The sequence below is a fragment of the Streptomyces bohaiensis genome, assembly GCF_012033785.1.
GTDB lineage: Bacteria > Actinomycetota > Actinomycetes > Streptomycetales > Streptomycetaceae > Streptomyces > Streptomyces bohaiensis.
This window is the reverse complement of sequence record NZ_JAAVJC010000150.1, coordinates 1-11882: the sequence shown is the minus strand read 5'-3', so window position 1 is coordinate 11882 and position 11882 is coordinate 1. Positions and strand designations below refer to the sequence as shown.

The 11882-nt window shown below is 72.7% G+C and carries 10 protein-coding genes; 6 read left to right on the top strand and 4 right to left on the bottom strand.

The genetic code is table 11. The annotated features are described in order from the left end of the window. Positions 1 to 70 precede the first annotated feature (70 nt). Positions 71 to 895, bottom strand: coding sequence for a serine hydrolase domain-containing protein (locus HCN52_RS16165; protein WP_168089153.1), 825 nt, complete (start codon positions 893 to 895; stop codon positions 71 to 73). A 206-nt stretch (positions 896 to 1101) separates the two neighbouring features. On the opposite strand from HCN52_RS16165, the gene HCN52_RS25960 reads away from it, so the two are divergent. After that, complete coding sequence (locus HCN52_RS25960; RefSeq protein WP_168089152.1) at positions 1102 to 1542, top strand: hypothetical protein; 441 nt, start codon at positions 1102 to 1104, stop codon at positions 1540 to 1542. A gap of 41 nt (positions 1543 to 1583) precedes the next feature. Here the strand turns inward: HCN52_RS25960 and HCN52_RS16155 are convergent, their stop codons facing one another. From HCN52_RS16155 to aceE, 3 genes are all read right to left on the bottom strand, one after another. Further along, the gene (locus tag HCN52_RS16155) at positions 1584 to 2468 is read right to left on the bottom strand and encodes a DUF4429 domain-containing protein (protein ID WP_168089151.1); all 885 of its coding nucleotides are present in this window, start codon (positions 2466 to 2468) and stop codon (positions 1584 to 1586) included. Positions 2469 to 2657: 189 nt separating this feature from the next. Beyond that, positions 2658 to 3815, bottom strand: a complete 1158-nt coding sequence (locus tag HCN52_RS16150; RefSeq protein ID WP_168089150.1) for an alpha/beta hydrolase — start codon at positions 3813 to 3815, stop codon at positions 2658 to 2660. A 310-nt stretch (positions 3816 to 4125) separates the two neighbouring features. Further along, the gene (aceE, locus tag HCN52_RS16145) at positions 4126 to 6858 is read right to left on the bottom strand and encodes a pyruvate dehydrogenase (acetyl-transferring), homodimeric type (protein WP_168089149.1); all 2733 of its coding nucleotides are present in this window, start codon (positions 6856 to 6858) and stop codon (positions 4126 to 4128) included. Positions 6859 to 7303: 445 nt separating this feature from the next. Between aceE and HCN52_RS16140 the strand changes: the two genes are divergently transcribed. The 5 genes from HCN52_RS16140 to HCN52_RS16120 all read left to right on the top strand — a co-directional run bounded on the left by HCN52_RS16140 (position 7304) and on the right by HCN52_RS16120 (position 11562). Then, positions 7304 to 7732 carry a DUF3052 domain-containing protein gene (locus HCN52_RS16140; protein WP_168089148.1) on the top strand — a complete coding sequence of 143 codons (429 nt, stop codon included), beginning with the start codon at positions 7304 to 7306 and terminating at the stop codon, positions 7730 to 7732. Between the two features lie 304 nt (positions 7733 to 8036). Continuing rightward, entirely contained in the window at positions 8037 to 8495 is a 459-nt protein-coding gene (locus tag HCN52_RS16135) for a peroxiredoxin (RefSeq protein WP_167933036.1), read from the top strand. Positions 8496 to 8611: 116 nt separating this feature from the next. After that, positions 8612 to 9193 (top strand): TerD family protein, encoded by a 582-nt coding sequence (locus tag HCN52_RS16130; protein WP_168089147.1) that lies wholly within the window; start codon positions 8612 to 8614, stop codon positions 9191 to 9193. 209 nt (positions 9194 to 9402) lie between these two features. Then, positions 9403 to 10533, top strand: a complete 1131-nt coding sequence (locus tag HCN52_RS16125; RefSeq protein WP_168089146.1) for a DUF475 domain-containing protein — start codon at positions 9403 to 9405, stop codon at positions 10531 to 10533. Positions 10534 to 10800: 267 nt separating this feature from the next. Next, a complete protein-coding gene (locus tag HCN52_RS16120) occupies positions 10801 to 11562 on the top strand; it encodes a Tellurium resistance (protein ID WP_168089145.1) in 762 nt (253 codons plus the stop codon). Positions 11563 to 11882 lie beyond the last annotated feature (320 nt).

Genomic DNA, 11882 nt, shown 5'->3' with positions numbered 1-11882 from the left:
GGCCTGAGGGCCCGGCTGTCCCGCCGGCCCGCTGCCCGGTGGCTCGGCGGCTCCCGCGCCCGGCGGGCGGTCAGCCGCGCTCGGCCAGTTCCGCCAGCACCGCGTCGGTGAACGCCGGCCACGCCTCGGCCGCCCAGGGGCCGAAGGCGCGGTCGGTCAGCGCCACGCACGCCGCGCCCGCGTCCGGGTCCACCCACAGGAAGGTGCCGGACTGCCCGAAGTGGCCGAAGGTCCTGCCCGAGGACCGCTCACCGGTCCAGTGCGGCGCCTTGCCGTCGCGGATCTCGAACCCCAGCCCCCAGTCGTTGGGCTTCTGGTGGCCGAAGCCGGGGAGCACGCCGGAGAGCCCGGGGAACTGCACCCCGGTCGCGTCGGTGAGCGTGCGTGCGGAGAGCAGGCGCGGCGCCTGGAGTTCGGCGGCGAACCGTGCGAGGTCGGCCGCGGTGGAGACGCCGTCCCGGGCGGGCGAGCCGTCCAGCGAGGTCGCGGTCATCCCCAGCGGTTCCAGCACCCCCTCGCGCAGGTACGCGGCGAACGGGATGCCGGTCGCCCGGTGGAGGTGGTCACCGAGCCGGTCGAAACCGGTGTTGGAGTACAGCCGCCGCTCGCCGGGCGGGGCGGCGACCCGGTCCTCGTCGAAGGCGAGTCCCGAGGTGTGGGCGAGCAGGTGCCGGAAGGTCGACCCCTCGGGCCCGGCCGGCTCGTCCAGCTCGACCGCGCCCTCCTCCACCGCCAGCAGCGCGGCGTAGGCGGCGAGCGGCTTGGTGACCGAGGCCAGCGGGAACCGGTGGTCCACCGGGCCATGGGTCGCGGAGGTTCCGTCGGCGAGCACCACGGCCGCCGCGGCCGTGGTGACGGGCCACTGTTCGATGAGCGCCAGAGACTGCGTGTGCATGGCCCCGACCCTATGCGCTGCCTCCGGACCGTCGCGGGGCCGGTCGCGGCTGGGCGCCCGCCGGCGGGCTACTCCCCTCCACCGAGGGCGAGTCGGTGGCCGGGCCCCGACATCGAGGGTGGCCCGGCGCGCGCCGGTGGAATAGCATCCACGCCAGGCGTGACCGTGCGGTTCCGTCGACACGGTGGTCTGCTGGGAGCTGGAAGATGATGTGTTCGCAGTGCCAGATCGGCCGGGCCTGGGACGCCAAGGGGCGCTGCCGGCCCTGCTCCATCGGCAACGTGAACCTCGGCGCGCCCGTTCCGGCGGGTACGGCCGCACAGCCCGCGCCGCCCGCGCCGCCCCCGGCCAACCTCTCCCTGACGCCCTCGCCCGAGGCCCCGGCCGTTCCGGTCCCCACGCCGAAACCGGCCCCGGTGGCGTGCAGCCAGTGCTGGATCGGGGTCGCCTGGGACGACGAGGGGCGCTGCCGGCCGTGCTCCGACGGCGGGGTGCGGCTGGCGCCCGCCACCCGCCGCAAGGAGCTGACCGCGGCACCCGAGGAGGAGGCACCGCCGCCGCGGTCGGCGCTCGCCCGCGCCCGCCGCTGGTTCGGTGACCGGCGCGGTTCCTCGGAGAACGACTCGCGGGACGACGCGGCTCGGTGAGCCCGCCCCCGCCGTTCGGCGGGCCCGGCGGGGGCCGGCGGTCACAGCTGCGAGAGCAACTCCCGCTTCTTCGCGGTGAACTCGTCGTCGGTGAGCAGCCCCGCCGTGTGCAGTTCCCCGAGGTGGCGGATCCGCTCGGCGATGTCGGCGGGGTCGGCCCGCTGCTCGCGCGCCGGCTCCGGCACCCCGCCGAACTCCGGCTCGGCCTCCTGGATCGCCTCCAGCACGCTCGCGGCGAGCGGCAGCGACTCGTGGACCAGGCCGTATCCGAGAGCGAAGACCACCGCCGCCGGGTCCTGGTCGGCGGGGGGCGGCGCGGTTTCGGTCTCCGGCAGCCCGTCCGGGCCCCGGCGGACCAGCCGCAGGCAGCCGCCGGACCCCTCCGGCGAGCGCCAGTCGACGCCGCCCAGCTCACTGACCTGGAAGGCCTGGTCGCCTGCCTTCCACTTGGCCGAGGTCGCGCCGGTCCAGAACCAGCGGAACGAGACGGCCTTGCCGTCGAACGCCACCTTGCCGTCGTACGCCTTGAACGACAGCGGGGCCGCCGGCGCGGCCACGAGGAACCGGTCCGCGGGCTCCGCCGCGTCGGGACGCAGCTCCGCGCGGACCCGTGCCGCAGCCTCCTCCGCCTCCTGCCGCCGGTCCTCCGGGAGCACCAGGCGGTAGGGGTTGGTGGCGGCACGCAGCTGCCCGCCCGCAGCCTCGATCAGCGGGTCCGCGCCGTCCCGCGGCGTGGCGAACAGTTCGACCGTGCCCCGCTTCGACCCCGGGGCGACCTCGACCGCACTCAGCGCCCCGTACGGGACGCGGCGCTCTCCCAGCACGTGGAAGAGCTTCGGTGTGCGGATCCCCCGTTCGAAGCGGATGAGCATCGAGTCGGTGTCGAACTCCCATGAGGAGTGGATTCCGGCCAGCACATCACCCATACGGGTCATCGTATGCGGGGAAGCGCCTCCGGTGGCCACCCTCTGCGCGCACCGGGTGGCCGATTCACGCCATTCCGCAGCTCAGGACGGGTGTGCGACTGTCACGTCGTCGGTAGCCCGACGGGGTGACGGCGGCCCCGCAGCCGCCGGTGGCGCGCGTCGGACGGCTCCTGGCGCACGCCCGCCCCGTCAGGTCGGCAGCCCCCGCGGCACGCAGAACGGCCCCTCGCCGCTGCGGGCGGCACGGTCCACCAGTCCCGCACCGATCCGCCCGAAGCCGGTCAGGCTCTCCGTCCCGGGCAGGAAGTAGCCGCCGTGTCCGGGGACGTCGTCGCCGGACACGGGGAGCGCGCCGAAGGCGGGGTCCGCCGGGTCGGGGCCGTGGCCCAGCGGCCCGACCGCGAGGTGCGGCAGGTCCCCGATCCAGTCGGCGGGGGAGCGGGCCGCCCAGATGCGCGCCCGCGTGCCCAACTCCTGCGCGTGGCCCGCCCGCATGCCGGGACTGCCGGCGACGGCGATGTCGGTCACCCGGTCCGGGAGCCCGCCGGCGGCCAGGCCGCAGACCACGGAGCCGTAGGAGTGGCAGAACAGCGCGACGGTCGCGGCCTCGGGCAGCGCGTCGACCGCCGCCGTCAGCCGGCGGGCGCCCTCCTGCGCCGGCCCCGCCGTCGCGGCGGAGACCTTCACGCCCCGCGGCGCGTCGTAGTCGGCCCAGGCGATGACCGCGGTCGGCCGGTCGGGGGCCGCCTTCCGCTGCTGGGCGTACAGCGCGCGCGCCATGCCGACCGGCGCCCGGTAGCGCATCCGGGTCCGTTCGAACGTCAGCAGATCGGTGTCGACGCCCGGCACCACCACGGAGATCCGCTCCGCCGCCGCGAGGTCCCCGACGACCTCCGCCACCCTGCCGCCGCCGACGGGGTCGAACGCGAGGATCTGCCGCCCCTCGGCGAGCAGTGAGGAGAGCCGGTGCAGCCGTCGCGAGGCCTCGTGCCGGCCGGCGGGGGAGAGTCGCGGATCCTGGCTGCGCTCCACCTCGCGGTCGCGCGCCGCGGCGAGGGAGTGCCGGTTGGCCGCGTAGCGGAGCTCGGCCGGGGCGCCGTCGAGGTTGCCGACGACCAGCGGGTGGCGCTCGGCCAGCAGCAGTTGCTTGCGGTGCCCGAGGGAGGCGAAGAAGTCGGCGACGGCCGCCGGCCCGGCGTACGGGTCCGGCAGCGGGGTACCGGTGATCCGGTCCTCGCGCCACGCCTGCACCTGACCGCTGTACCCGTCCGGTTCGGGGCTGCCGGTGCGGTGCAGCCAGCCCGAGGTCAGCAGCACGGCGAGCACCACCGCCAGGGTCGTCAGCACGCGCCGGACGGTGGTCGCCGAGGGTACGGGCCAGGAGTGCTCCACCGGTCAGCATCCTAGGAGGGTGCCCGGGGTGCTCCGCCATGGTCCGAAGGCCCCGACCTGGGGCTTTCGGTGTGCCGTGCGCCACATCGGGCTCTCGGGGTGCCGCCCGGCGCACGCGGCGGGGAGCGCGACGGCAGGCGGCCGCCACCGGGCCGCCGCGTGCGTGCCGAACCCGGGACAGCGCGCCGGGCGGGAACGCCGGACGCCCGGGAGCCGTGGGCTCCCGGGCGTCCGGACCGGCCGTGGGCCGGGGTACCGCGAGGTGTCAGGCGTCGCCGCCGGCAGCGCCGGGGTCGGCCGCCGCCACGTCCAGCAGCTGGTAGCGGTCGATCGCCTGCTTCAGCGCCGAGCGGTCGACCTTGCCCTCACGGGCGAGCTCGGTGAGCACGCCGAGCACGATCGACTGCGCGTCGATGTGGAAGTGGCGCCGTGCCGCACCGCGGGTGTCGGCGAAGCCGAACCCGTCGGCGCCCAGCGACTGGTAGGTGCCGGGCACCCAGCGGGCGATCTGGTCCGGGACGGCCCGCATCCAGTCCGAGACGGCCACGAACGGACCCTCGGCACCCTGGAGCTTGCGGGTGACGAACGGGACCTGCTGCTCCTCCTCGGGGTGGAGCAGGTTGTGGCGCTCCACCTCCACGGCGTCGCGCCGCAGCTCGTTCCAGGAGGTCGCGGACCACACGTCGGCCCGCACGTTCCACTCCTCGGCGAGGATGCGCTGCGCCTCGACCGCCCACGGGACGGCGACACCGGAGGCGAGGATCTGCGCCGGGATCTCGCCGCCCTGCCCGGGGGCGAAGCGGTGGATGCCCTTGAGGATGCCCTCGACGTCCGCGTCCTCCGGCTCGGCCGGGTGCTTGATCGGCTCGTTGTAGACCGTGAGGTAGTAGAAGACGTCCTCGGCGTTCTCGCCGTACATCCGCCGCAGGCCGTCGCGGACGATGTGGGCGATCTCGAAGCCGAACGCCGGGTCGTACGCCACGCACGCCGGGTTGGTGGAGGCCAGCAGGTGCGAGTGGCCGTCGGCGTGCTGGAGCCCCTCACCGGTCAGCGTGGTCCGGCCGGCGGTCGCGCCGAGGACGAAGCCGCGGGCGAGCTGGTCGGCCATCTGCCAGAACTGGTCGCCGGTCCGCTGGAACCCGAACATCGAGTAGAAGACGTAGATCGGGATCAGGTGCTCGCCGTGGGTGGCGTAGGACGAGCCGGCGGCGATCAGGGAGGCGGTGCAGCCCGCCTCGCTGATGCCGTCGTGCAGCATCTGACCGGTCGGCGACTCCTTGTAGGAGAGCAGCAGCTCCCGGTCGACCGACTCGTAGGTCTGGCCCAGCGGGTTGTAGATCTTCGCCGACGGGAAGAACGCGTCCATGCCGAAGGTCCGGTACTCGTCCGGGGCGATCGGCACGAAGCGGTTGCCGATCTCCTTGTCCCGCATGAGGTCCTTCAGCACCCGCACGAACGCCATGGTGGTGGCGATCTCCTGCGAGCCGGAGCCCTTGCGCGCCGTGGCGTACGCCTTGTCGCCGGGCAGCGCCAGCGGCTTGGAGCGGTCCACCCGCGTCGGTACGTACCCGCCCAGCGCCCGGCGCCGGTCGTGCATGTACTGGATCTCCTCGGAGTCCCGGCCGGGGTGGTAGTACGGTGCGACGCCGTCCTCCAGGTCCTTGTCCGGGACGGGGATGTGGAGGCGGTCGCGGAAGCGCTTGAGGTCCTCGACCGTCAGCTTCTTCATCTGGTGGGTCGCGTTGCGGCCCTCGAAGTTCGGCCCCAGCGTCCAGCCCTTGACGGTCTGCGCCAGGATCACCGTGGGCTGGCCCTTGTGGGTCTTCGCGGCCTGGTAGGCGGCGAAGATCTTGCGGTGGTCGTGGCCGCCGCGGCCCAGGTGGAGGATCTCGTCGTCCGACATCTTCTCGACCATGGCGCGCAGCCGCTGGTCGTCACCGAAGAAGTGGTCGCGGATGTAGCCGCCGGTCTCGGTGGCGTAGGTCTGGAACTGTCCGTCGGGCGTGGTGTTCAGCTTGTTGATCAGCACGCCGTCGCGGTCCTGCGCGAGCAGCGGGTCCCAGGAGCGGTCCCAGACCAGCTTGACGACGTTCCAGCCGGCGCCGCGGAAGACGGACTCCAGCTCCTGGATGACCTTGCCGTTGCCGCGGACCGGCCCGTCGAGGCGCTGCAGGTTGCAGTTGACGACGAAGGTGAGGTTGTCCAGGCCCTCACGCGCGGCGAGCGTCAGCTGGCCCAGCGACTCCGGCTCGTCCATCTCGCCGTCGCCGAGGAAGGCCCAGACGTGCGACTTGGAGGTGTCCGCGATGCCGCGGGCGTGGATGTAGCGGTTCATCCGCGCCTGGTAGATCGCACCGAGGGGGCCCAGGCCCATCGAGACGGTCGGGAACTCCCAGAACTCCGGCATGAGCCGCGGGTGCGGGTAGCTGGAGAGGCCCTCGGGGGCCTTCGACTTCTCCTGGCGGAAGGCGTCGAGGTGGCCCTCGTTGAAGCGGTCCAGCAGGTAGCCGCGGGCGTAGATCCCGGGGGAGGCGTGCCCCTGGAAGAAGATCTGGTCGCCGCCGTCGCCCTCGTCCTTGCCACGGAAGAAGTGGTTGAAGCCCACGTCGTAGAGGGAGGCCGACGAGGCGAAGGTGGCGATGTGGCCGCCGACGCCGATGCCGGGGCGCTGGGCGCGCGAGACCATGACGGCCGCGTTCCAGCGCGTCGCGTTCAGGACCTTGCGCTCGACCTCCTCGTCACCGGGGAAGAAGGGCTCGTCCTTGGTCGCGATGGTGTTGACGTAGTCGGTGGAGCTCATCTCCGGGACCGCCACGCGCTGGGCGCGGGCCCGTTCGATCAGCCGCAGCATCAGGTAGCGGGCGCGCTCCCGGCCGCGTTCGTCCACCGCGGCGTCGAGGGAGTCCAGCCACTCCTGCGTTTCCTCGGGGTCAAAATCCGGGACCTGGCTGGGAAGGCCACCAATGATGATCGGGTTGCGATCGGATGCGGAAGCCACGCTGTTCCTTCGCTCTGAGTTGTCTTGCTCTGCTGGTGTCGCGCCGCCTTCCATCGTGTACCTCCGGAAGCGAAACGTCATCTCTACTGGAAGGTAACTCCCAGGTGATGAGACGCCCGTCCTCGTGAGCGACGTGCCCGGCCGGGCAGGCGGTCGCAGGGGCGACCGACCGGCAACCCTACGCGCGCGCCTGCGAGTGGTCCCCGGGCGGGCTCCGTGTCGTGCGCCACCCGAATCGGGGGGCGGTGCCACGAAGCGGCGGGCGAAGATCAAACTGTGTCTTTAATCACGCAACCGGACGTACTGTGGAGCCAGAAGTCAACCTTTGGGCGGGCGCGTCGGTCCGGTACTTGCGTGATCCGCTCTGCCCGTGTGGACTACCGCTCAGGCTCGCGCGTGCGCGAGCCTGAAACAGTACTTCACAACCAAGGACAGGAGGCCATCCGTGAGCGCGACCGCGGACCACGCGGAGGAGCGGACCAACCCCGCCGAACGGCTGGGTTTCCAGCCCGGGCAGGTGGTCCAGGAGCTCGGCTACGACGAGGACGCCGAGCAGGAACTCCGTGAGGGAATCGAGGCCATCACGGGCCAGTCACTCGTCGACGAGGACCACGACGACGTGGCGGACGCCGTGGTGCTGTGGTTCCGCGACGACGACGGCGACCTGACCGACGCGCTGGTGGATGCCACGACACTGATCGACCCGGGCGCCCCCGTGTGGCTGCTCACGCCCAAGACCGGGCGTGACGGCTACGTGGAGCCGAGTGAGATCGGCGAGGCCGCCCAGACGGCCGGCCTGGCACAGACCAGCACGATCAGCGCCGGCAAGGACTGGTCCGGCAGCCGTCTGGTGACGCCCAAGGGCCGCAGGTAGCCCCGGCCGGAGCCCCCGGCGGGCGGCCCGCACCGCCCGAACCGTTCGACCCGACCGTCCCCGGCGCCCCGCAAGGCGCCGGGGACGGCCGCGTAGGGTGGGAACGTCCCCGCCCGCCGCACCCTCCGCCGCCGACGGCGCGCACCCCGTGCCCGCCCACCGCCGACCACGGCTGTCTCCGGCGGCGGCCGCGCCGCCCGTCCCCGGGCGGACGCCAGGTGTGCGACGACCGGTGACGACCGGGCCCGTTCCCCGGGCCCGGACCCCAGGTCCGTCAGCACAGGAACCAGAAAGGGGAGCGCGCGTGGCGATCGTGCCCGGCTCCAAGGCGCCCGACTTCACCCTCCGCAACCAGCACGGGGAGAGCGTCAGCCTCTCCGACTTCCGTGGTGAGAAGAACGTCGTCCTGCTCTTCTACCCGTTCGCCTTCACCGGCACCTGCACCGGCGAGCTGTGCGCGCTGCGCGACCGCCTGCCCACCTTCGTCAACGACGACGTGCAGCTGCTCGCCGTCTCCAACGACGCCCCGTTCTCGCTGCGGGTCTTCGCCGAGCAGGAGGGCCTGGAGTACCCGCTGCTCTCGGACTTCTGGCCGCACGGCGAGGTGTCCCGCGCCTACGAGGTGTTCGACGAGGCCAAGGGCTGCGCCCTGCGCGGCACCTTCATCATCGACAAGGAGGGTGTCGTGCGCTGGACCGTTGTCAACGGCCTGCCCGACGCCCGCGACCTCGACGAGTACGTCACCGCCCTCCAGGCGCTGTGACACCCGACCCCGCCGCCCCGCCCCCGGGCGCGGGCGGCGGGGCCCGCTCCCGCTCCCACCTGCCCGGCTGGCATATTTGAGCGGGACCGACGACCTGAAGAACACTGGAGGAACACGTGGGAGTCAGCCTCATCAAGGGCGGCAACGTCTCGCTGACGAAGGCCGCGCCGAACCTCACCGCCGTCACCGTGGGGCTCGGCTGGGAGGCCCGCGCCACGACCGGCGCCGACTTCGACCTCGACGCCAGCGCGCTGCTGGCCGGCGCGGGCGGCAAGGTTCTCAGTGACGCGCACTTCGTCTTCTTCAACAACCTCAAGAGCCCCGACGGCGCCGTCGAGCACATGGGCGACGAACTCGTCGGCGGCACCGGGGAGGACGAGGACGAGGAGGAGATCACCGTCAACCTCGCGACGCTCTCGCCCGAGGTGGACAAGGTGGTCTTCCCGGTGTCGATCTACGACGCCGAGACCCGTCAGCAGAACTTCGGCCAGGTGCGCAACGCCTACATCCGGATCGTCAACCAGAGCGACGGCAACGAACTGGCCCGCTACGACCTGTCCGAGGACGCCTCCTCGGAGACCGCCATGGTCTTCGGCGAGCTGTACCGGCACGGGACCGAGTGGAAGTTCCGCGCCATCGGCCAGGGCTACGCCTCCGGCCTGCGCGGCATCGCGCTGGACTACGGCGTCAACGTCTGAGGCGCCCTCGGCGCTCGGCGCTCCGGCAGGGGCGCGCGGTCCGCGGTCCGCACCACAACTGAACACCCCCGTCCGGCCCAGCGGCCGGAACCGCGACCGGTGCCGCGCTCGTTCCCCTCGCAGGGAGCGGACGCGGCATCGGTCGTCGGGGTCCGCACCGCCGCCCGGACGGCCCGCCCGGGCCGGCCACCGGGAAGAATGAGGACGCAGTGATCTGGAAGACGTTCGGCTGGTCCTTCGGCGTGACGGTGGTCGGACTCGCCGCCGCGTACTGGTTCTGGGGGTGGGAGGGGTTCGCGGTCGTCGCGATCCTCTCGGTGCTGGAGATCTCGCTCTCCTTCGACAACGCGGTGGTCAACGCCGGCATCCTGAAGCGGATGTCGCTCTTCTGGCAGAAGATCTTCCTCACCGTCGGCATCCTGATCGCGGTCTTCGGCATGCGGCTGGTGTTCCCGGTCGCGATCGTCGCCGTCACCGCGGGGGTGGGGCCGATGGAGGCGGTCCGGCTCGCCACGGACGACCCGGACACCTACGAGATGATGGTGACCGACGCGCACCCCTCCATCGCCGCCTTCGGCGGGATGTTCCTGCTGATGATCTTCCTGAACTTCATTTTCCAGGAGCGCGAGGTCCAGTGGATCGGCCCGCTGGAGCGGGTCCTGGCCAAGCTGGGGCGGATCGACGGGTTCGCGGTCGGCGTGGCTCTCGCCGGACTGCTGCTGACCGCCTCCACCATCGCCACTCACGCCTACCAGCACGGTGGTGCGCACGCCGACAAGTCGGCGACCGTGCTGCTCTCGGGGGTCGCCGGTGTCCTGACGTACCTGCTGGTCGGCGGGTTGTCGGGGTTCTTCGAGAAGAAACTGGAGGAGGACGAGGGCCGGATCGCCGCCGCGGAGGAGGCCGCCAAGCGCGTCGGGCGGCAGCCGACGGCGGCGGGGGTCACGGGCAAGGCCGCGTTCTTCCTCTTCCTGTACCTGGAGGTGCTGGACGCCTCGTTCTCCTTCGACGGCGTCATCGGCGCGTTCGCCATCACCAACCACATCTTCTGGATGGCTCTGGGGTTGGGCATCGGCGCCATGTACGTCCGGTCGCTCACCATCTACCTGGTCCGGGAGGGCACCCTCGACTCCTACCGGTACCTGGAGCACGGCGCCCACTACGCCATCGGCGCGCTCTCGGTGATGCTGCTCGTCTCCATCCGCTGGCACCTCCCGGAGCTGGTCACCGGCGGTCTGGGGGTCGGGCTCATCGCCACCGCCTTCTGGTCCTCGGTCCGCGCCAACCGGGCGGACGTCGCGGCGGGTCACGCCAAGCCGACCGTGGGCGCCGGGGGCTGACGGCGCCGGGCGCCGGCCGCGGCGCGGCCCGATCGTCCCGATGCGTCAGCCGGTGGGCCCGGCGAGGTGTGAGCGGGCCGCGAATGCGGAAGTCTTTAGGGCGAGGCCGGCCCCGCTCGGGTCGAACCCCGGGACGGGTCGCGCCTCGCCAGCGTGTGCGGGCACCGGTCCGCCGTCCCGGCCTCGCCACCCGGGGACGGCGGCCCGGGCCGGTCCCCCGTGCCGCCCGGCCACCGATCAGGGCGAAGGGGACGGTAGGACAAGAGCATGGTCTCGCTGTGGGATTACTGGCGCCGCGCCCGGACGCCGGCGGCGAGGTTCGACGCGACCACGGGCTCGACCAGCTACGCCATCGAGCTCACCCGCCGCGCGCCCCGCATCTCGCTCACGGAACAGGGCGCCGCCTCCGGAACGCTCCGCATCAGTCTGACCTGGCGGATGCGCGCCAACGACCTCATGGGCGGCAAGAACCACCGCAAACTCAACGCCTGGCGTCATCCGCTGCAACTGTTCCGTCCCGCCGAGGTGGTCGGCCACACCCAGGGCATGGTCGACGTCGACTTCGACCTCGCCTGCCTCTACGAACTCAACGACGGCAGCAAGGGCGTGGTGCAGGCGCTCGGGGACCTCTTCGGAGAGTTCAACGCGCCGCCCTACCTCAAACTGAGCGGGGACGACCGCTTCGGTGGCGGCTCCGGCGAGGTGCTCTACGCCAACCTGGACCACCAGGAGGAGATCAAGCGGCTGCTGTTCTTCGTCTACATCTACGACGGGACACCGGCGTTCGACCGCGCCGACGTGTCGGTGACGCTCGATGCCGGCAACGGCATGCACATCGAGGTCCCCCTGCCCGATCCACCCCCGCGGGCACGTTCCTGTGCGGTGCTGCTCATGGAGCACGAAGGGGGAGACCTCGTGGCGCGTCGCGAGGTCAAGTACGTCTACGGCTTCCAGTCCGAGATCGACCGGCTCTACGGCTGGGGCATGGCCTGGGGCCGGGGCAGCAAGCCCAGCCGGCTCCGCCGCTGAGCCCCCGCCGCGCCGCCCGCCCCAGGCGGGCGTGATCAGCCGTCGCGATCCACGGACCGGAACTGCGGTCCCTGCGGCGGGAGGTGGACCCGCGGCGTGGCGTTCCGGCCCGGCGGGGCGACGGATGCGCCGGCCGGACCGGGCGGCTGCGCCGCTCCCGGTGAGGGAGCGGGGGCCGGCGGTGAGGGAACCGGCGGCAGACCGGCCCCCGGGCACATCGCGCGCAGGCACACACCCAGGTTGCGACCTTCGGCACAGCCGACTCCTCCCTGAGGAGGAGCCGCCCGGCCGCGAGCGACAGCGACACGACCAGCGCGCGC